Here is a 21,712-nt window from a genome sequence, read left to right as displayed (position 1 = left end):
TAAAACCTATATTAATATAACATCCGCCCCTAACACCGTTAAAAAAGGAGCCGCCAGTATTCCAGCGACTCCTTTTATATTAAATTTTATATTCTTTAACAATTTTATTAAGCTTATCAGCAAGTTCTGCCAACTGCTCCGTTGTCGTTGCGACGTTACTCATCGTTGCGCTCGTTTCAATAACCGTGGCAGTTGTTTCTTCTACACTTGCTGTTGTTTCCTCAGTAATTGCTGAGATTTCCTGCATGGACTGATTAATTACCTGTCCCTCACTGCTCATTGCCTGTAATTGCCCAAGGACTTGCTTCGTAAATGCATCCATTTGCAAAACAGACTCCTCGATTTCCCTAAAAGTTTCGGCCGTATCGGAAAGTTGTGCCGTACCTGTTTCAATGGTCGCAAACCCTTGCTGCAATGAGTTGCTTAATTCATGGGCGCCTTGTTGAATCGTACCTACAATTACTGAAATCTCCGTTACCGATTTCGCCACTTGTTCAGCAAGCTTGCGTACTTCTTCTGCTACAACGGCAAACCCTTTTCCATGTTCCCCTGCGCGCGCTGCTTCGATAGAGGCATTTAAGGCAAGTAAGTTCGTTTGGTTGGCTACATCTTCAATAATATTTACGAAAGAAGAAATTTGTCCAACACGCTCCCCTAAACCGTCCATTTTATGAATAGCCGTGTGCATAATGTTATGGATTTGTTGCATTTGCCCATTGGAAGTCTGCATCTTCTTTGTACCTTCCGATGAAAGCGAAAGCACATTACCGGAAACTGATTCAAGCTTTGTTCCTTGTTCTGCCGTTTCCTTTAATTCGTTCGAAAAATTAGTAACAGCTTCATAGACTTCCGAAATCTCATTCGTTTGCATTTCTATTCCACGTGATAATGTTTCCATTGTTTCAGCAATTGCCTGAGCTCCCGTCGACACTTCGCTTGTCGATTGAGCGAGTATAGCACTTTTTGAGCTTACACTGCTCGATGCATTTGAAACTTCCTTAATCATTTTATGTAGATGTTCCTGCATTTTTTTCATATCTGTCATTAACTGCCCAATTTCATCTTTACGATTATGGTTTTCCATACTATGTGTTAAATCACCTTCACTTAATACATGCAAAAGCTTTGAAGTGTGAATAATCGGCTTAGTTAATGTGCGACTGTAAATTAACGCTACCATTACAGCAAGAATAATGGTGATTATTAAAATGATACCTCCCATACTTACCATCGAGTATATAGTAGATTGGGTTGCCTCAATATTTTGAGTTAAATGTAACCCTCCAATAACAGTTGCTGCCGTCGGGTCTTGCAAAGGTAAAAAGCTTTCAATCACTTTTTTATCCTCATTTTTTATTTGGGTTGCCTCTCCATTTAAAACAGCAGAAATAGCATTCCCCTTTAATTGCATCCCGATATTTTCTTTTTCCGATGCTTCTACAATTTCTCCATTTGTATCAAGCAACTGCAGCTCCACATTTGGCAACAGACTTTGAACATTGGCTACAAATTCTTTTCCAAAACCAATTTGTAAAGTCCCGATTGTTCGTCCATTCCATTCAACCGGCGCAAAAGCTCTAACAGTCAATCCGCTTGAACCATATTCAAAACCGCTATATGTATTTCCTTGTAGGGCACCTTGAATGGCGTCAATTTCGGATTTATCATCTCCGTATTGGGATGGATTATGTCCTCTTACATGTACAGTCCCATTTTCATCACCAATTTCGAAAATGGCCAGCTTGTGCTGTTCACTTAATCTATTAAACAGCGCTTCTCCGTTAGATTGTATAGAGGGGCGTTCTTCTTCTAAAAGTAACTGCTGTATTTCCGGATCCTTTGCATATAGCTCAACTAAATATTGCAGCTCAGCTGCTGTCTGTTCAAAATACTTCGTTACAGAATGTTCAATTTCTTTTTGTTGGGCATACTGTACTTCTTCAAAACTCTCAAATGTTGTAAAGTAATTGTACGTAACCGTAACCAAAACGGGAATAATGCCAACTAATAATAATATGATTATTAGTCGCGTTTTTAAGCTTTTATAGCGCATAGTTACTCCTTCTTAGAAAACTGGTTTATTTTAGCATATTCCTATAATTTCCTTCTTCCAACTGCCATTTTATTACTTATTTACCTCGATTTCAAATCTAATTTTATGTTTAGACAAAAAAAGGTTTTTAAAGCAAGACCACATCATTCTACAGCTTTCCGGAAAAAGCGGAAATTCCCCGTCTAATTGGTTAAAAATATCCGAACACATAAAAAAGAATGCACGGGAACATGTTGATTTCCTCATGCATTCTCATACTATTAAATCTCGAACTCTGTTACAAAATCCGTAAGCTCTTTACGCACTCTTGCTTTTGGCAGTTCATCAAAATAGCCGAACTGGAACATTGAAATTACCCGTTCATGTGGTTGAGCTTTTAATGCTTCACGGAATTTCGGATTATCTAAAAATCCAGGTGTTTTCCAGCATGTACCGATACCTTTTTCCCACGCCAGTAGCTGCACGTTTTGTAAATAGCAAGAAGCCGCCGCGTAATCTTCTAGGCGTTCTTTTTGACGAACATCCTCTGTCACTAAAACAAATGCGTAGGCACCCGCTAATGTGAACTTTTTCATTTGAGCAGCAAGTGCATCTTCTGAAAGTTCTTCCCATTTCGGAATAGCGAGATTTCGGAGTAATTCATGTACTTTTGGAAGTTGCTCGCCCGCGCCTACTACTACACGCCAAGGCTGACGGTTGCCATGATTTGGTGCCCATTTTGCTTCATCCAAAATTTCGAACACTGCTTCCTTATCAACTTGCTGTCCGTTAAATAGTTTAATTGATCGACGTTGTAATACTGCATCTCTTACTGATAATGTCATCGACAAAACCCCCTTCTGTTACTATTACTACCTTATCATGAAATTTCAACATTTAACATATTTAGAAGGGTGCTTTACAACGTAAACTCATCCTCAATATGAAAGAAATAGTAGCGCATTTGTGGCGTATAGGCTGTGGAGTCCTCATAAGAATATTCTCGGTCGGCACTGTTCGACGTGTGGGCATTTACATATGGAATACCTTGATCAATTCGCGTTACAATCGTACTATGATCAATTCGTCCGTCCCCCTGGAAATCATAAAAAATGACATCCCCCAACTGTAACTCCTCTACTGAATTTACCCTTGTTGCCCGTAGACCCTGCTTTGACGTTTCCAAATACCAGCGTAGTGAATGGGCAACAGTCCAGCTATAGCTCCAGCGTTCATTCAAGCCAATCATCCACCAGCCTTGCCCACGATTCGGTGCCCCGCGCATTGGCGCACCTCCAGCATATAAACATTGTGAAATAAAATTTGTACAGTCATCCTGAAATCTAGGAAACTCAGGATTAAAGCTATCCCACCATTTATTGGCATAGGCCACTGCAGCCATTCGATTATAGTATGAAGCCAACTTTTTTCTCCTTTTTTCACAGCCTATGTCGAATTTCTTCCTTTTATGTACTTTGTATGAATGTAGAGTGAAAATACCCTGTTTTTGTAAATGTTTGATACAATTATTTTAACTGTATATGATCAAATAATTAATTTTTTATAGAAAGTTTAAGGGGGAATTTAGATGAGACAACACGCAGAACGGGAAATCGTCCTTCCAACGGTTCTATGCGATAAAAAAGGCAACCTGAATCCGGAGGCAATCGGATATGCACGAACACCAATTATCGATTGCAATCTATCCGGTCATTTTATGCGCAAGAAAAAATGGAATTATTGGTGTGTCTTTGGTGAGGAGATTTTATTTTCCGCAACAATTAGTCATTTAGATTATGCTGCAGTGTGCTTCGTCTATTTTCTCGAGTATGAAACACAGCGCTATTTCGAAAAAACAATTTTAATTCCACTTGGGGCAAATGTAAAAATGCCTGAAAAAGTATTGGAAACCATTCAATATAAAAATAGTGAAATGTCGATTGAAATGATGTACTCCAACAATGAAACTCATTTAACGGTCAAAGCACCGGATTTTGACGGGGACCCATTACATGCAGAGCTGACGATTGAGCACCCAAAAAATGATGAATCACTTAATGTAGTCATCCCATGGAATCGTCGAACATTTCAATTTACAGCGAAACATCATACTTTACCGGCTTCTGGTGTCGTACATATTGGCAATCGCCGCTTTACATTTACTCCTGAAGAAAGTTTTGCAGTCCTTGATTACGGACGTGGAATATGGCCTCGTGAAGCAGTATGGAATTGGGGAATGGCCTCACAGCGCGTTCGCGGTCAACGAATCGGCTTAAACTTTGGGGGGAAGTGGACAGACGGTACAGGAATGACGGAAAATGCAGTTTTTGTCGATGGAAAGATGACAAAAATACATGAAGATGTATTATTTCACTATGACCGTACCGATTTTATGAAGCCATGGGCCGTAAAATCGAAGTTCAGCGGGCAAGTCAATTTAATGTTTACGCCATTTTTTGAACGAGTTGCTGAAACCAATGCGAAGGTCATCGTTTCCTCTGTTCATCAAATGGTAGGCTACTATGATGGATTTATTCAGCTTGAAGACGGTACAACTTTACAGATCCAGCAAATGCTTGGCTGTATTGAAGAGCATATGGCGAAGTGGTGAAAATAAATATACGGGTAATAGGTCTTTTTTGACTATTACCCTTTTTTACTAATTTGAAGAATTCCTGCTCTTTATAATTTATTGAGAGTATTGGATATTTCTTGAATCAACTCTTTGTGCATGTACAAATCCCCTAAAATAAAAACGATAAAGATTAATAGATATATCCCCAAATATAATTTCGGTCTTTTAGAAGATATTATATAAAAGATATGTGACGTAAGAAATGTAAGCAAAACTATGGTAAACAAACATAATTGATATGCTTTGTTAAATAGCAGCATGATTAAGTAGGCTTGAGCGGGACTCTTTTGCCCATCTAACACATGACTTATTTCTTTATTGATTAACCCCTCTTCAATTGTAAGTACCATCGCTTCTTCATCGTAGTAGTAACTATAACCAGTAAAATTAAAATTGGTTTTCGATATGGAAATTAGAAGTATTACAATTGCAGAAAAATAAATAACTGCTGGTAATAGTCTGTTATTTATTTTAGTAATAGCAATTCCTCCCCTTTAAATATTTGACTGAACAAAAGAGGTGAGCAGGTCATTAAATTCTGAGTAATTATCATAATTTGCATTATGAGAAGCATTACGGATAATTTTTAATGAATACCCGGTCTTTTCTGCCCAACTATTATTATATTTTCTAACATAGCCAGTATTGTCGTATTCCCCATAAGTAATGAGCACAGGGCATTTAAACTGAACTTCATCTCTTACCTTCAAAAACTCACTATAAACCGCATTCGCTGCTTTCAACATATCCTTTTTTCCTAAGCCCACTAATGTTTTGTACATATTTTCTCTTGCTTCATCTGTTCGTGTACTAGCTTTTGCGCTTGCTTTACAGTAGTAGCTATACGGGTACATTTTGGCAATGGTAGAATAGTGTTTAATCCAAAATAGCTCTGACTTTTTATAGTAATTTTTACCAAATGGTGTTGTGCCTACCCCTATGAAACCTAATACTTTGTCTTCAAATTCCTGAATGAACGACTGCGCAATAAAACCTCCCGCTGACTGTCCCACTAAAAATATTTTATCTATGTTCTCCTGATTGAGTATTGTTAATAGTTCTTCATTAACATTTGTGAAAGTGAAACCTTCATAAGGTCTGGATTTTCCATGTAAAGGGTAATCCCAAGTTATCAATTTATATTCATTAGCCAAATACTCAACTTGCTTATCAAAAAGGGTATGATCCGCTGTTAACCCATGACAAAAAACAATAGCAAATTTCTGAAGAGGAACTATTTCGTTCGTCCAGTAATAGACCGTCCCCCTGCATGATTGAATAGACTTCTCAATCATTGACTATTCCTCCTGAAAAAGTATTACTCTTTTCTATAGTAATTTTATAGTTAAAAGGAAAGATACTATTCGCCACGTCCTGTTTTAATTTTTCTAGAGCCTTTAACGCTTCATTTTTCAGATCTTCAGGGTATTGAAATTTCATACTATTTACTTCAAATTCGTCTTCATCTACAACTTTCCAGTCTTCGTTTTTTCTTTTTATAAAATCCAAGTCCAAATCTATAAAACTAATTTCATTCTGATTTAAAACAGAAGGCATCGCTATGTTGCAATAGGCGGAAATTAATGCCCCTGTCCCCTCTTCAATTTCCATTGCTGCCGTATACCATTTTTTCAAAGGAAAATACTCGATCGAGGTATTATTGATAATATATATGTCTTCTTTAGAATGGTGTATTAGTTTCCTTCCTGGTTTACAAAGCACTAATAGGTAATGCTCTGTCTTTTCAAGAATTTCGCCTTCCCATTCATAATGAGGGATGTCTGGAAATTTCAATGCTTTAATTTTTATGTGCTTATTCAAATTATTTACTCCCATCAGTTTTTCTACTTTTAAAGTCTGAATTCTATAAACACATTATGAACTTACTGCAGTCCAATAAGTAAAAATGCTTTTCTCAATCCTGAAGTAAAGCATTCGTTTTATTAAAGATTTATTCATTACTTTTTTCTAACAACATAAGATATTGCATTAGTTTTCAGCAATACCGTCCTACCATTTCGAGTAATATTGTATTCCAATGGTTTCACCTCTGATTTTAAAACTTCCCATCCTTTGTAGAAGCTACTTATTTTTGCCATCATATCTTTTGTTGAAAGGTTAATTTCCATAAGCGCATCTAACCGCTTATTAGTTACTACATCGACTTCTGTAACTTCAGAGTTAACAATAATACAATTTATGCCGTTATTTTGAGTACCGTTTACCATTTGCTGAATCGCTTTATCCAACATTAATTCAGATTGAACGTGCTCTAAACTAGATATGGCTACAATTAAATCATATTCGTTTATATTAATTTCATAATTCCCAATATCAGCTTTTTCCGTGAGTATTACTTCTTCAACCATATATTCTTTACTATATTCTCTTAATTTTTGTAATGCCGAATCCAGTAAATCCACACAAACAATTTTTCCATTTTTCTGTTTGATTGCTTCAGCTATTGGGATACTGTTTCTACCTACACCACAACCTAAATCTAGAACTTTTACATTATCTTTGTCATCAAATACATGCAATAAATCGATTACCGTTTTTACGGGTTTGTATAACCAGGAACCTGCTTCAAATAATTTATAATTATCGTAACAATATTCATGATACTTCTTCTCTTCACTTCGAATAAAATCAATGCTAGTCAATGCTTTTCCCCACCCCTTACAACAGCATTTCAACAGCTTGAAGTGCCTTTCGTCAATTTTACCTATTTTTACAAAATAAAACAATTTGGGTTTATATGCTTTTTAGGCGGTTTTCAGTAAAATTAAATTACTAATTTTTCGGAGGACATAATGGATACAAAACAATTAAATGAGGAATTTTATTCGAAAAGAGCACTTGTTGGTACAATCAACCACTGCATATGTGGAGATTGTGTTTTTTATGCGGCGAAAATTATGAATAATTATCCGCTTGTCGAGTTTTTACATTCTAAGGGCCTCGACCCGCGAAAAGCAGATGAAGTCTGGGCCTACCTTGAAAAAGGCGGTTATAAGTATTACACCGTCGATTTTTTTGAAGTGTATGCGGATATAGAAGAATCGCATACTTTCGAGAATGCAAAAGTTACAATTCGGTATAATATTTACGCTGAGAAAAAAACACCTACATACACTTGCACAATCGATGTCATTTTTAAAATATAGCGATGTTTATATTAAGACATCTCCTTGAATGTACGCTTCGTATTTTGATAAGATTATTATCTGACAATGTTACAGTCTCGCAAAAAAGTAAAACCAACCTTTGCGCCGCTCCACTAAAAGCGTAATTGATTGATGATGGGGGGAACGACATGACGGTAAATGAAGATTTCAAACAAGAACAGCAACGGTTGTATGATACGGTTCATTATATGGATCAGATTTTGCATAGTTCGAAAAGAGATATCGAAACAGCTCAGGAAAATATTCGCTCCGCAATGACCAATGTGGAATACTTGGATTCGAGTGACAGCTTCTTAAATATTTTAATGAATACTCGCTTTTTCGAATTGGCTCGCAACCAAAAGGAAGGCTTAGAGGCGATACGCCAAAAACCATATTTTGCGAGAATTCATTTTCAGCGTGAGCAGGAAAATGAAGAATTTCTTTATATCGGTAAAACATCCCTCTTCCATAGCGAAACGCATGAACCCATCGTTGTCGACTGGCGTTCCCCTGTTGCAAATGTCTATTATGACGGACGGTTGGGTGAAATTACATATGACGTTCGCGGTGAAGAGCATACGGGACATTTGTTTGCAAAACGACAATACAAAATCGAAAACGCACAGCTACTCGACTACCGGGACGTCGATTTAACAACGAATGACGAGCTGCTTCAAGAGGCACTCGAAGGTAAAGCTGATGTGCGCCTGACCGAAATCGTCTCCACAATACAGAAAGAACAAAACGAAATTATTCGAGCCCATCTTCGCCAACCGATTCTCGTACAAGGAGCAGCAGGGTCAGGAAAAACAACGATTGCCCTGCACCGGATTTCGTACTTCCTCTATACGATGGGCGATCATTTCAATCCTGAACAGCTCATGATTTTAGCACCAAACCGTTTATTCATCGACTATATCGCAGACGTTTTGCCTGAGCTAGGTGTCGATAAAATTTGCCAAACGACTTATGCTCAATATGTACTTGATGCGTTAAATCTTAAACTAAAGCTGCAAAATCCAAACGATCAGCTCGAACAGCTAGTAGCCGATCAGTCATCCATACATGATGACTGGCCAATTCCGAAAATGAAAGGCAGTCCATTTTATGAGCTATTGATGAATCGCTATTTACAGCATTACGAAGCACAATTGGCCACTTTATTTGATGATGTGTTTATTGAAAAATACCGGATTATGAAAGGCGACCATTTGCGGAAGCTGTTTTTGGTAGAATTTCAATATATGCCTGTTGAGAAACGGCTCGAGCGTATAAAAAAGGTCATTCAAACCGAAGTAAAACGGAAAACATCCGCTGTTCTAACTACATTAAATACACGCTATGAAGACGCGATTGGTCGTGCACTCAATGGCATGCGGGATGCGGAAAAGCGCCGGCATACCGTTACAAAACTAATCGATGAACGTGATGACCGCATTCCAAAAATTAAACAGGAAGCAAAATCCGTCGCTTCGTCCTATATGAAAAAATTCCAGAAAGTAAAAATTAAGCAACTATACCGAACGCTACTTACAAGCCGTGATTTATTATTTGAATTGGCTCCCGAATGGACTATGGAAGAAACAGAGTTATTTTTAGAGGCACACCAAAAAGAGCAATGGGCACTTGAAGATTTAGCAGCCCTTTTATTTTTACATGCGAAAATTAAAGGGATTGAGGATAAATGGAAAATGCGGGTCGTCTTTATTGATGAAGTGCAAGATTACAGCTACTTCCAGCTTGCTGCATTAAAGACGGGTCTTGAAACAGATATGTTCACGATGGTCGGCGATTTGGCACAGGGTATTCACAGCTATCGATCCCTTACAGAATGGCAGCCTGTCCTTGAGCTTTTCCCTCGTGCAACGTATGCTACACTTCAAAAAAGCTACCGGACGACTATTGAAATTATGGAAGTCGCCAATAAAATTTTAATGCAGATGGACGAGGACTTACCACTCGTTGAACCCGTTGTCCGTCATGGAAAAAAGCCTGAGTTTATCACAGTGGAAAACTTTGATGACAACATCATTAAAGACGTGCTGGCAAAAATCCGCGAAAACCGGCATCAATCCATTGCACTCATATGTAAAACAACAAATGAAGCTGTTCAGTTGGTCGGGCAGCTTGAAAGCTCAGATATCCCTGCACAGCTGCTCGACGAAAATTCGGCAATCGATCAGCAAAAGCTTCTTGTCATCCCAAGTCATTTAGCAAAGGGATTAGAGTTTGATGCAGTTATTCTCACGTCATTTGACATACCGTATTTTAAAAATGCGCTTGATCGGAAGTTGCTGTATGTAGCCTTAACCCGTGCCATGCATGAACTTTATTTGATTGGTCCTTCGAAAGAGGCTTTTTTAATGAAGTGAGCGGTAACATGGAAGTTTTATTATTGGAAGCACCAATCGTATGCTATATAATGCGATTGGTGTTTTTTGTGATTTATAGGTTCAAAATTACAATTAAAATAATATAAAACCCGATAATAATCCCTAAAAACAAACCCGAGGACAGTGAAATTGCGCCTCCTAAACCTATGAAGTTTCCTAATCGATTAATAAATGAACAACATCGCTTGTTAGTCATTTTAGGGAATTCCACTGACTATCAAAAATTAAACTTGAGTTATCAAGATATTGAAAAAATAAATATAGTTGGAGATGCTAAGCAAGATAGTTTCCATCACCCATTTGATTATATAATTGAACTGAAAGTTAAAAATGAAAATAAAATTTATCAATTTAAATGCAAGGGACAAGGACCTTGGTGCGAGGAAAAGGAATTAAACTAACTGCTCCGTTAGTTGGAGAACATCGCCTTATATATAGATTTCTCAACTCTTTCCAATATCTAATTAGCAAGTGTTTTAACAATGGAATTAACAAAGGCACATAAATTTATGCGATGTTACTGATCCCTGTGCTAATTGCGTACGTGTATATAAATAAATGGTGTAGCAACAACGAAAACAAGGACATCAATTCATATGCGAATTGTGTCCCTGAACACTATTTTTTATATTGTTTTCTCCCTATTAACCGAAGCTGTTAGTAAAATTTGCTCATCTTTTTACCCAATATAAATATAATAATCCAACTGTGATGACTTCATAAAGCCGGCCTTTTCATATACACAGAGTGCACCCATATTTTCAATCTCCACATCAAGTAAAACGGTCTTATCACCAGAACGAATCGCATAGTCCTTCACGAAATTTAAAATCTCCGTACCTACACCTTGGCGCTGTCTATTCGGAGATACAGCAAATGCAGTTATCCATTGTACTTCGCCTTCTTTACGAGTTGTCACAGTTCCGACAACTTCCCCATCCGTTTCCGCTGTCCACATTACTAAGCCTTCTGTCGTCGTATTAAACTCGATCAGCTCCAATGATTCTTCACGCATATCGCCAAAAGCATCACTAAAAATTGAAATGAGCGCTTCGGTATCCTTTTGCATGAAAGGACGTAAAGTTACCGCCCCCTTATTCTCCATAACTTCCGCATGGGCCTCTAAAGTCGCTTCAGAAAAACTGTATAAATACCCGTTTTGCTGTAAAAACTCTTTTCCATATTTAGAGCCTTCCACTACTAGAGCGAGCTCCCCTTCACTTTTACGTATCGCCATTCCTTCTTTTAGCACGTTTAAAATCGCTGTTCCTATTCCAAGCTGACGATACATTGGGGCAACCAGCATCGACCATTCATACGTATTTAAGCCCATTAGATCCACCGCAGTTCCTGCCCCAACTAATATATTTTTTTCATCATCATATACTAGAACATAAAACCCGCGTATTTCATAACTTTTTGCAATTGTTAAATTCATAACTTGATTTAATAGGATGCCATCACAAACAGCCGCTGTTTTACATAAATTTTGTACTTCTTCATATGTTTCTTGATCTAAAGGAAACGACACAGTAATTGCCGATAAATTCATTCTTTCTACTCCAATTCTATCTTCTATAATGTTTCTATTTTAGTAAAGCTCACGTAGTTACGCAACAATAGCGCGCAATAATCCCTTTTTTAATGCATACAAAATAATACCCTTATTTTTCTCCTAGTTATACACGACAATAAGAGTACGACATTCTATTGATGTCAATTACAATAAATATGTATAATTTTAACTACTCTTCTTTCGAAATTAAGGTATAATAATCCTATTAAATGCTTATATATGTATATAATTAAATTTTTTTAATGACCAATGGATGTTGCCTCATTATAATTATAGTAATAATTTATTAAACAAGGAGATTTAGCGTATGACAAATGACCAAACTCTTTCTGTTAAAATTGAACCAATACTAGTTACTCCTTTCCCTTCTTTTATACTTCTATCAAATGGAACAATCGTTAAAGAAAATTTTCATCATTTTGGCTATTCAGAACATCAAACTAAAGAACTAAAAGAAAATCCTGTTTTCCACACACTTTTTTCAGAAGTAAGTAACGAGACTATGGAGTCCATCTTAACAAGTCCTGTAGCTTTATGTTTACACAACGTTCCAATAATGATGGAAGCCGGGCCTTCCAAAATATGTACGCTATATACAAAACCTATCTCCTTTGAAAATAAGGAAGCCATTTTCGTTTTATGTATTCCTAATGAAGAGATTCGTTTATTGGATGACGAAATGCAGCATTTAATAGATTTAAAGAGCGGTATTCATCAATCATTTATGACTGTGACACTGGATCAAGATGGTTTTATCATACAAACCAACCAACAATTTTTAAAGGCAAGCCATTGGACACCAAAGCGTGTTCTCGGTAAAACGTTTTGGCAACTATTCCCGAGTAACGGTGAGTCAGAAAAGATTGCTCAGGAAATTTGGAAAACATTACAAAACGGGCAAATCTGGCAAGGTGATGTGGAAAAGGTTACGAAGGACGACGAACCTTATTGGGTGCATTTAACCGCCATTCCAATGCTTGGACCGGCACCAGAGCTAAATCAATATTTTCTTATTGAACGAAATATTACAAAGGAAAAGTCGATTCAGTTCCAGCTTGAAAAAATTGCCTATATCGATACTGAAACAGGGTTGATCAATGTGCACCGCCTTGCACAAGTCGTCGATGAAATGATTCAGGAAGGTCGTCACTTTTCGTTTGTTTACTTAAGTATCGATAAATTTTATACCATTAAAGATCTGCATGACGGTAGTGCTGAGAAATCACTTATCATGGAATTCACAAAGCGTCTGAAAATGTATTTCCAAGATAGTACAATGGCCCGTATTAACGAAAACGATTTCGTTGTGATAACACCTCTGCCTGAATGGTTTACACAAGGTTTCCTGAATTATTTGCAGCAAAACCCAATATACAATGGAAATATTGCTGTTCCCCTTTCCATAAGCGGTGGCATTACTCGCTACCCTGAAGACCAATTGACCTTTACACACTTGATGAAGGCATCATTGGCTTCCATTACGTCTGTCCGTAATGCAGGTGGTGACCGAATTGTTTCGTTGTCAAAATCTTCACATGTTACATTGAATCGTAACTCAATCATTGAAAAGCGTTTATTGCTTGCATTAGATCAGAAAAATTTACATGTACTCTACCAGCCACAGCTCGATGTAAAAACAGGGAAATTTATAGGTGTGGAAGCATTAGTTCGCTGGGATGATGAGGAAATTGGTGTCGTATCTCCAGATGAGTTAATTCCAATAGCGGAGGAAACAGGTCTTATTAATAATATCGGTTCATTTATGCTCGAAAAGGCATGTGAGCAAGCCGTTCTTTGGAAAAAGGCTGGTCACAATATTAAAGTAAGTATTAACTCTTCTGTCCGTGAGTTCCGTGACAAAAACATGGCAAAATCGATTTTGGCTACTCTTGAACGTACAGGTTGCCCTGCCGATTTACTGCAAATCGAAATTACAGAGAAATTTGCACTGGAAGCAGAAGCCGAAACAAGCATCATTAAACAGATGCGTACGCTTGAGAACGAAGGAATTGTTTTTGTGTTAGATGACTTCGGTACAGGCTACGGCTCATTCCGTTATATGCAGCTATTGCCGATTTCTATTTTGAAAATCGATCAAACCTTTATCCGCTCTCTGAAGTTGGAAAAAACGCAGCAGCTCGTTAATGGCATGGTACAGCTTGGCAAGTCGATGAATTTAACTGTAGTTGCAGAAGGTGTTGAAACAGAAGAGCAAAAAGAATTCCTAACAAATATCGGCTGTGATATTTTACAAGGGTACTTTATTAGTAAACCAAGCTCTCCTAATGGCATTTCATCTTTACTTGTATAGTAAAGAAGCTCGTAAGGCAACTGCAAAACAGTGCATTACGAGCTTCTTTTTTTCGATTTCATAAAGGATTGCATTGAAGTCTTCCCCTGGCTCAATAGCCGGAATATAATTTGCATAAATACTTCTGCGAAAACAAGCCCCATAGCGATGGCTCCAGATATCATAAATGCCCGCATCCCATTTTGCAGCCCCATAATATAATCGAGCTCCATAACATTACGCATTGTATTGTAGGCTATTCCTCCAGGCACAAGCGGAATAATTCCTGAAACACTAAAAATAATCATTGGCATTCTAAATTTGCGTGCAAAGAAATACGCTACTAATGACACAACAAATGCCCCCAGAAAAGAGGCTTGTACCTCGTCGACTCCGATATCAATCATGACATAATAAATTGCCCAGCCGACCGCACCGACTAAGCCACATGCTGGAATTGTTTTTGTTGGTGCATTAAAAATTACACCAAAGCACGCTGTTGCAACGAAACTAATAACAATCTGAATAAAAACACTATCCAACATCTAGCTTTCCTCCCTATAGTAAAATTTTAAAAGGACAGAACAAGTGCAATACCCGAACCAATCGCAAACGCTGTTAGGAACGCCTCAGCGCCTTTTGCCATTCCTGCTGTAAAATGCCCAGCCATCATATCCCGTACCGCATTTGTAATAAGCAAACCAGGAACGAGCGGCATAACCGAGCCAATAATGATTTTATCGATTTCTATTCCGTAGCCATAATGAATTGCAGCAGATGCCACAATACCTATGGCCACCGCGGCAAGAAATTCCGAGAAAAATTTCACGCGCGTCATGTTATGAATAATGGTAACGATATATAAACCTAACCCTCCTGCAATAAAAGCAGCCGGAATGTCTTTCACGGTCCCGTTAAACAGCAGTAAAAAGGCACCGCTCGCTATACTCGCAGCAAGAACCTGAATGGCTATTGGAAGGAAATAATTCGTTTTTTCTATTTTCTTCAACTCTTCATAAGCTTGTTCAATTGATATTAGGTGGGATGTAAGCTTACGCGAAACATTATTAACAAGAGCAATTCGATGTAAATCCGTAATTCTTGTTGGAATCGATGTAATTCGTGTAGGTTGCGTTTTACCAAGAGAAAAAATAATTCCTGTTGGCGTTACGTAGCTTTGTGCATCCATCATGTTTTGAGAACGGGCCATACGCAACATCGTGTCTTCCACTCGATACGTTTCCGCACCACTTTCAATCATGATACGGCCTGCAAGTAAAAAGCAGTCTATTGCCATTTCAGTATGTTCAGCATCCATACGATGGACCTCCTTCCACTTCTTAGCTCATATTACTTGAAGCACCAATAAAATAACAGCCTTTTTTCATACAATATATGCTACTATGATAGTGTATTTTCTAAAATGTTTAATTAATTTAATATATTTTTTATAGCTTCACTTGAATGTCCATTTTTAATAGAAAGGAACCGAAGTACATCATGACAAACCCTTACAGAAAACGTCGTGGTCCTTGGATTGATTTAACCCTCATTAGCTCTATCATTTTACTGGGAGCTATTACTATCTATTTAACTGTTTTGAGCGATAACCCTCTTTTTCCGAGCAGTGAGGAAACATCTGCAAAAGAGCACGAGTCCACTACAAGTGAAGAGCCATCAATTTTTCCTGGTGTAAAGATTGTCACAGACATTTCAAATGATAAAAATATGCCTTTCGCAATCCAATATCCACTTACGGAATACGAAGCGTTCAATCAAGCGGTCAATACGTATATCGAAGAATCAAAAGAATATTACATAAGCATGATGCGCCTTCAGCAAAATGTAAATGAATTAACTGGCGAACTAAACATTAGCCTCAATACATTTGAGTATGACCATTACTACTCCTTCGTATTAACGAATAAGACGATTTTAAATGCAGTGGAGCAACAGACAACAATCACAACATTTTTAATCGACAATGAAACCGGTGAATTATTCGATATTCGCACACTCCTGAATGAAGATCTAAAAAGTTTGGAAACCTTTGCTGCACATGTTCAATCTGAAATTGCAAAGAACGCAGCCTATAAAGATTATATTAAGGAAAAAGAGCTCGCTTCTGCCACTCAACCGAAATGGCGATTATTTAAGCGCTTTGCATTAAAGGAAGATTCCCTCATTATTTACTTTAATGAAGGAGAAGTGACAGAACTTGAAGCAGGAATGCCGACAGTGGAAATGTCTCTATCATTCATCAACCCGCTTTTAGCCTCGGATTTCCAAATTGAGATGCAGGCAGAGGAAACGATTGTTCCGAAAAATGATAAGAACCCTTCAAAAAAACGAATTGCACTTACGTTTGATGATGGACCACACCCGGAAGTAACGAAACAGATTTTACTACTCTTAGAAAAATATGATGCAAAGGCAACTTTCTTCATGCTTGGCAGCCGTGTTCAATATTATCCTGAATTGGCGCTTAAAGTGCGTCAGGCTGGTCACGAAATTGGCAACCATTCTTGGACACACGGTGTTTTAACGAAAATGTCTCCATCGGAAATTCAAAAAGAGTATGAATCTACAGAACAGGCCATTATAAGTGCTACCGGTGAAAATTCGACTGTATTCCGTCCGCCGTATGGAGCGGTTAATAATGAAGTACGTAAGCTTATCCCTTGTAAAACGGTTAACTGGACAATTGATACCCTCGATTGGAAGCACCGTGATTCAGAAAAACTTCTGCCAATGCTAAAAGATGGATTACATAACAATGCGATTGTGTTAATGCATGATATTCACCAATCTACCGCAGACGGATTAGAGCCAGTACTCGCCTATTTACAAGATGAGGGCTACGAGTTTTTAACTGTTACTGAAATTTTGAAGTATCACTAGAATATGACGAAAGGGTGATTATCTCTATTATCGAGATAACCACCCTTTTCTTTTATTGAAATGCCTTTACTACAATACCTTGCTGCTCCAATTTCGTACGGGTCAGCTGGGCAAATTGTACGGCATGCTCCCCGTCTCCATGCACACAAATACTATGTGCCTGAAGTGGGAATTTCGTATTCTGAACGGAAGTGACTGTTCCTTCCTTTATCATCTCTATTATTTGTGCGACAGCCCTTTTTCCGTCTGTAATAAGAGCATTTGATTCGTTGCGCTTTGTAAGCGTGCCATCTTGCTGATACGTCCGATCTGCAAATACTTCGTGCACGGTTTTTAAGCCCACTTTTTCTCCTGCCCTCGTCAATTCACTCGAAGCTAAGCCATATAAAATTAGCTCAGGTGATACATCATATACAGCTTGCGCAATTGCTTGTGCTATCTTTTCATTTACCGCTGCCATATTATAAAGCGCTCCATGTGGTTTAACATGTTGCATTTTCACCTTTTTAGTTGTTAAAAACCCTTGCAGTGCACCGATTTGATAAACGACGATATCATATGCCTCTTGAGGAGAAATCTTCATTTCCCTGCGCCCGAAGCCATTTAAATCAGGAAGTCCCGGATGCGCGCCGATTTGCACATTGTTTTTTACTGCAAGCTCCACCGTTTCGCGCATGACGCTTGGATCTCCTGCATGAAACCCACAGGCAATATTGGCAGACGTAATATAACGTAAAACTTCCTCTTGCTCCCCCAGCTTATATCGCCCAAAGCTCTCGCCTAAATCACAATTTATATCAACCGTATACATAGCCTCTCCCCCAGCAACTGTCTGAATGTTATGCTATTATCATGCCATATATAATGTTTCATTCCAATAAAGAGGTGAAATTCTATGCCGGTTTTACAATTCAGGCAACTAAGCGACAACGCACTATTTGTTCAATTTAGTACGACGATTAATGAGCAAGCACACTACGAAATACAGCAAGCCATTACGATGCTCCAACAACAACCTTTCCCTGGATTTATCGAACTTGTGCCGAGCTATACGAATTTTTGTGTTTATTATGACCCATATATTGTTCGGACGTCTTTACCGTTCAAACCATTTAAAACGAGCGCTGAAAAAGTACAAAACTATATTGAAAACCTACTTAAACATCCGGAAAATTTCCCCTCGGAAACTGGCCGGTTAATTGATATTCCTGTTCTTTACGGTGGTGAATATGGTCCTGACTTAAACGATGTTGCACGTGTTAATGGATTAACACCGGAACAAGTGATAGATATACATACCTCTAAACAGTATCTCGTCTATATGCTCGGCTTTGCACCTGGGTTCCCATTTTTGGGCGGAATGGATAAACGGATTGCAACACCACGTCATTCCACTCCAAGACTACAAATCGCGGCTGGATCAATAGGGATTGCAGGAGAACAAACAGGCATTTATCCACTTGCAACACCAGGCGGATGGCAAATTATCGGTCGGACTATGACACCATTATTTTTGCCTGACAAAAAACCTCCTACATTATTGCGAGCAGGTGACCGTGTTCGATTTGTAGCCGTAAAGGAGATCACTTCATGCTAAAGGTTATGAAACCAGGAATTTTTTCTACAATTCAAGATGGAGGGCGAACTGGCCATCAACAATATGGCCTTATTGCAAGTGGTGTGATGGATTCAGTTGCCTATCGAATTGGCAATGCGCTGCTAAAACAATCCGATAAAGCAGTAATTGAAATGACATTAAATGGAGGGTCATTCGAATTTAAAAAAGCTACAGCATTTGTTTTAACAGGGGGAATGATGCACGCAACACTTAATAATCAGCTAGTTCCCATGTATAAAGTCATTTCCGCTAAAGCAGGTGACGTATTAACGTGTGGGACAATAATAAATGGCGCAAGAAGCTATTTCTGTATTGCAGGAGGATTTTTAGTAGATGAAATACTCGGTAGTCGAAGCACATATTTAAAAGCAAAGTTCGGCGGTTATAAAGGTCGGTCACTGCAACGAAACGATGAAATTCCTTATGAAGAAACGTGGGTAAAATACCCAGCCTATCAAGTGAACATAAAGAACTTTTACGGAAATTCACCAATTCGCATATTACAAGGTACCGAGTGGCTGCAATTTAGCCGTGGTATGCAAACTAGCTTTATAAATCAATCTTATACAATTTCAAACAAATCCGACCGTATGGGCTATCAATTAGAATCCCACACGTCCATACTTCTTGAAAAACCGTTTCAATTACTTTCCGAAGCCGTCACATTCGGGACGATCCAATTGCCACCGAGTGGACAGCCAATTCTATTAATGACAGACCGACAGACAACCGGAGGCTATCCGAAAATTGGGCAAGTAATTAGCGCAGATCTACATCGCTTAGCACAACTTACTCCACAACAGAAGCTCCAATTTCAACTTGTGTCACTCGAACAGGCCGAAGAAGCGTATTTTGAACTGGAACAGCAATTACGCTTGATCGAAGCCGTTCTGAAATAGAAAAACCTCGTAAAAGAAGAGTTCTACTTTTACGAGGTGGAATTTTTCTTACAATTCTTGTCTTAATGCCTGCATTACTTCGATTTTCGTTGCTTTTCGTGCCGGTCTTAATCCTGAAATCATCGCAACACCGATACTAATTGTTGCGGCAATCACTACTAACTGCCATGGAATAGCTGAAAATTGGATATTGCTGAAGTTTGCTTCTCCTGTTGCTGCCTCTAAAACAATCGGCAGTAAAAGATTAGATGCAAAACTTACTAAGTATGAGATCGCAATGGCTAGGACAGTCCCAATAACACCTATAAATGTACTTTCCATTAAAAATAGTCGCTGAATCAGTTTCGGGCTCGCCCCAATCGCCTTTAATACACCAATTTCCCGTGTACGCTCTGTTACTGCCATTGTCATCGTATTGAATATACCAATTGATGCAATCAGTACTGCAATCGTCCCAACAAATATCAGCCCTACTTTTAATACTAAGAAAAAGATATTTAATTCATCAAGCTGTTCGGTAACAGAATAGACACCGTAGCCTTTTCCACGTAAATCTTCCAAGATCGGCTTCACGTATTCTAAGCTTTTTGCATAAATATCATAACGCTCATTAAATAATTGGAAATCACTCGCGCTGTCGTCAACCATTACTTGCTTAAAGCTGTTTTCAAGAGCTGTACGCTGTTCATCCATCATATAAATTCTATTTTCAATTACCCATTGGTATCCAGGTCTTGGCATTACACCAACAATCGTATATGTCATACGCTCTGAAAGCTTGTCCGGATTATCATGCGAACTTATCGCAAGTTCAATCTCCTTACCGATTAATGAACTCTTATAGCCTTCTTCTTCTCCGTTATAATAAGTACCCTCTGCTTCTGCCGCTTTTGATTTTTCCTCGATCAATTTGCGGTCCGCCTCATTTAATAACGTTTGACCGAAATGATAACCGACAACAATTTCATTTTCATTTTTCGGGTATGTGCCTTCTGCTAACGGCTTTGCTATAGAGGCATAATCAGTGAAGTTCGTTAACCGGACACCAGAAATTGTCTCACGGTCTTCAAAAAAGCTTTTCGCCTCTGCATCCATTGTCGTTGTTTTTAAAACAGTTTGTACATTTTCTACCGATTCAATTTCTGCTACTTCCTCTGCCGTAAACTGTGCGTCTCCGCCCATAACCTCAATTTTTGTGACGCTTTGATTCGATAAAATTTCTTCCTCCATTGAAGCCTGCAGCCCAAATCCGATTGAAGCAAGAACGATTAAAAATGCACAACCCATTGTAGCGGCAAGCACCGTCATAAATACACGTAGTTTGTTTTTCTTAATATGCTGCAAAACAAAGTCTATTTGGTCTTTAAATAACACGGTGATCACCATCCTTTACTAACTTGCCATCATGCATACGGAAACGTTTATCCGCTATCATCGCAACTTCCTCATCATGCGTAATAATAATAAATGTCAAATCAAGTTCACGATTTAACTGCTGAATAAGCATCAGAATATCTTGCTCAGTTTCCGAATCCAGGCTCCCTGTAGGCTCGTCTGCCAATAATATTGGGGCATTCGTTACAAGTGCTCGTGCTATACTGACACGTTGCTGTTGCCCACCTGATAGTTCGTTCGGGTAATGATCCGCTACTTCCGTCAAACCTACCTTCTTCATAATCATTTCAACACGTGTTCTGCGCTCTGAAATTTTCATCCCTTTTAACTTTAAAGGTAATTCAATATTTTCAAACGCTGTTAAACTTGGCATCAGTTGAAAGTTTTGAAATATAAAGCCATAGTTATCCAATCGAAACTTGGCGCTTCCTGCTTCATTAAGTGACGCAATTTCCTGTGCATTGACGACAATCGAACCATGCTCTGGCTTCATAAAACCAGCTAATATTTGAAGTAATGTAGATTTACCCGAGCCACTTTTCCCTACGATTGCCACAATCTCTCCGCGCTTTACATCAAAGGATACATCCCTCAGCACGGGTACTGTTTTTTCCTTCCCTTTTTTACCGATTGAAAATGTATGTTGTAAGTTATTCACTTTAATCATCATTGTTCACTCCTTTTCCCATACATTCAGTGTAAACGATAAATCTTAATATTTAGAAAGGCTAAAAATGAAGATATTCTTAAGAAATAGAGGTAAGTACAATAAGTTGCGATTTTCCTTTGGCGGGAGCTGCATA

The 21,712-nt window shown here is 38.3% G+C and carries 20 protein-coding genes; 8 read left to right on the top strand and 12 right to left on the bottom strand.

The features are described from left to right. Positions 1–79: 79 nt before the first annotated feature. From H9632_RS13930 to H9632_RS13920, 3 genes are all read right to left on the bottom strand, one after another. Complete coding sequence (locus H9632_RS13930) at positions 80–2,053, bottom strand: methyl-accepting chemotaxis protein (protein WP_191704674.1); 1,974 nt, start codon at positions 2,051–2,053, stop codon at positions 80–82. A gap of 260 nt (positions 2,054–2,313) precedes the next feature. Beyond that, positions 2,314–2,877 (bottom strand): nitroreductase family protein, encoded by a 564-nt coding sequence (locus H9632_RS13925; protein ID WP_191704673.1) that lies wholly within the window; start codon positions 2,875–2,877, stop codon positions 2,314–2,316. A 74-nt stretch (positions 2,878–2,951) separates the two neighbouring features. Next, positions 2,952–3,455, bottom strand: coding sequence for an amidase domain-containing protein (locus tag H9632_RS13920; RefSeq protein ID WP_191704672.1), 504 nt, complete (start codon positions 3,453–3,455; stop codon positions 2,952–2,954). 165 nt (positions 3,456–3,620) lie between these two features. On the opposite strand from H9632_RS13920, the gene H9632_RS13915 reads away from it, so the two are divergent. Then, positions 3,621–4,643, top strand: coding sequence for a DUF2804 domain-containing protein (locus H9632_RS13915; RefSeq protein WP_191704671.1), 1,023 nt, complete (start codon positions 3,621–3,623; stop codon positions 4,641–4,643). 518 nt (positions 4,644–5,161) lie between these two features. Here the strand turns inward: H9632_RS13915 and H9632_RS13910 are convergent. The 3 genes from H9632_RS13910 to H9632_RS13900 all read right to left on the bottom strand — a co-directional run bounded on the left by H9632_RS13910 (position 5,162) and on the right by H9632_RS13900 (position 7,330). After that, the gene (locus H9632_RS13910) at positions 5,162–5,962 is read right to left on the bottom strand and encodes an alpha/beta fold hydrolase (RefSeq protein WP_191704670.1); all 801 of its coding nucleotides are present in this window, start codon (positions 5,960–5,962) and stop codon (positions 5,162–5,164) included. Further along, the gene (locus H9632_RS13905; RefSeq protein WP_191704669.1) at positions 5,955–6,488 is read right to left on the bottom strand and encodes a DUF402 domain-containing protein; all 534 of its coding nucleotides are present in this window, start codon (positions 6,486–6,488) and stop codon (positions 5,955–5,957) included. Before H9632_RS13905 ends, H9632_RS13910 begins: the two co-directional genes overlap by 8 nt. A 137-nt stretch (positions 6,489–6,625) precedes the next feature. Continuing rightward, on the bottom strand, positions 6,626–7,330 hold the full coding sequence (locus H9632_RS13900; protein WP_191704668.1) for a class I SAM-dependent methyltransferase: 705 nt from the start codon (positions 7,328–7,330) through the stop codon (positions 6,626–6,628). Positions 7,331–7,480: 150 nt separating this feature from the next. Between H9632_RS13900 and H9632_RS13895 the strand changes: the two genes are divergently transcribed. From H9632_RS13895 to H9632_RS13885, 3 genes are all read left to right on the top strand, one after another. After that, positions 7,481–7,834, top strand: a complete 354-nt coding sequence (locus H9632_RS13895) for a hypothetical protein (RefSeq protein ID WP_191704667.1) — start codon at positions 7,481–7,483, stop codon at positions 7,832–7,834. A 149-nt stretch (positions 7,835–7,983) separates the two neighbouring features. Then, entirely contained in the window at positions 7,984–10,209 is a 2,226-nt protein-coding gene (helD, locus tag H9632_RS13890; RefSeq protein WP_191704666.1) for an RNA polymerase recycling motor HelD, read from the top strand. A gap of 206 nt (positions 10,210–10,415) precedes the next feature. Beyond that, on the top strand, positions 10,416–10,631 hold the full coding sequence (locus H9632_RS13885; protein WP_191704665.1) for a hypothetical protein: 216 nt from the start codon (positions 10,416–10,418) through the stop codon (positions 10,629–10,631). Between the two features lie 278 nt (positions 10,632–10,909). On the opposite strand, the gene H9632_RS13880 is transcribed toward H9632_RS13885, so the two are convergent. Further along, positions 10,910–11,782 (bottom strand): GNAT family N-acetyltransferase, encoded by an 873-nt coding sequence (locus tag H9632_RS13880; RefSeq protein ID WP_191704664.1) that lies wholly within the window; start codon positions 11,780–11,782, stop codon positions 10,910–10,912. 331 nt (positions 11,783–12,113) lie between these two features. Here H9632_RS13880 and H9632_RS13875 point away from each other — a divergent pair, with 331 nt between their 5' ends. Beyond that, on the top strand, positions 12,114–14,117 hold the full coding sequence (locus tag H9632_RS13875; RefSeq protein ID WP_191704663.1) for a sensor domain-containing protein: 2,004 nt from the start codon (positions 12,114–12,116) through the stop codon (positions 14,115–14,117). Between the two features lie 35 nt (positions 14,118–14,152). Here the strand turns inward: H9632_RS13875 and H9632_RS13870 are convergent, their stop codons facing one another. Both H9632_RS13870 and H9632_RS13865 read right to left on the bottom strand, forming a co-directional pair. Then, a complete protein-coding gene (locus H9632_RS13870) occupies positions 14,153–14,641 on the bottom strand; it encodes a threonine/serine exporter family protein (protein ID WP_191704662.1) in 489 nt (162 codons plus the stop codon). Positions 14,642–14,667: 26 nt separating this feature from the next. After that, positions 14,668–15,414, bottom strand: a complete 747-nt coding sequence (locus tag H9632_RS13865; RefSeq protein ID WP_191704661.1) for a threonine/serine exporter family protein — start codon at positions 15,412–15,414, stop codon at positions 14,668–14,670. 182 nt (positions 15,415–15,596) lie between these two features. On the opposite strand from H9632_RS13865, the gene H9632_RS13860 reads away from it, so the two are divergent. Beyond that, positions 15,597–16,997 (top strand): polysaccharide deacetylase family protein, encoded by a 1,401-nt coding sequence (locus H9632_RS13860; protein ID WP_191704660.1) that lies wholly within the window; start codon positions 15,597–15,599, stop codon positions 16,995–16,997. 52 nt (positions 16,998–17,049) lie between these two features. On the opposite strand, the gene H9632_RS13855 is transcribed toward H9632_RS13860, so the two are convergent. Continuing rightward, positions 17,050–17,808, bottom strand: coding sequence for a LamB/YcsF family protein (locus tag H9632_RS13855; protein ID WP_191704659.1), 759 nt, complete (start codon positions 17,806–17,808; stop codon positions 17,050–17,052). A gap of 84 nt (positions 17,809–17,892) precedes the next feature. Between H9632_RS13855 and pxpB the strand changes: the two genes are divergently transcribed. Both pxpB and H9632_RS13845 read left to right on the top strand, forming a co-directional pair. Continuing rightward, a complete protein-coding gene (gene pxpB / locus H9632_RS13850; RefSeq protein WP_191704658.1) occupies positions 17,893–18,594 on the top strand; it encodes a 5-oxoprolinase subunit PxpB in 702 nt (233 codons plus the stop codon). Continuing rightward, positions 18,588–19,514, top strand: a complete 927-nt coding sequence (locus tag H9632_RS13845; RefSeq protein WP_191704657.1) for a 5-oxoprolinase subunit C family protein — start codon at positions 18,588–18,590, stop codon at positions 19,512–19,514. The genes pxpB and H9632_RS13845 overlap by 7 nt, the downstream gene beginning before the upstream one ends. 48 nt (positions 19,515–19,562) lie before the next feature. Here the strand turns inward: H9632_RS13845 and H9632_RS13840 are convergent, their stop codons facing one another. Next, on the bottom strand, positions 19,563–20,888 hold the full coding sequence (locus tag H9632_RS13840) for an ABC transporter permease (protein ID WP_191704656.1): 1,326 nt from the start codon (positions 20,886–20,888) through the stop codon (positions 19,563–19,565). Beyond that, a complete protein-coding gene (locus tag H9632_RS13835) occupies positions 20,878–21,576 on the bottom strand; it encodes an ABC transporter ATP-binding protein (RefSeq protein ID WP_191704655.1) in 699 nt (232 codons plus the stop codon). Before H9632_RS13835 ends, H9632_RS13840 begins: the two co-directional genes overlap by 11 nt. Between the last annotated feature and the right edge of the window lie 136 nt (positions 21,577–21,712).

It is taken from the genome of Solibacillus merdavium (assembly GCF_014836935.1).
GTDB lineage: Bacteria > Bacillota > Bacilli > Bacillales_A > Planococcaceae > Solibacillus > Solibacillus ferritrahens.
The sequence above is the reverse complement of the archived record's forward strand: the minus strand, read 5'-3'. Positions and strand labels throughout refer to the sequence as shown.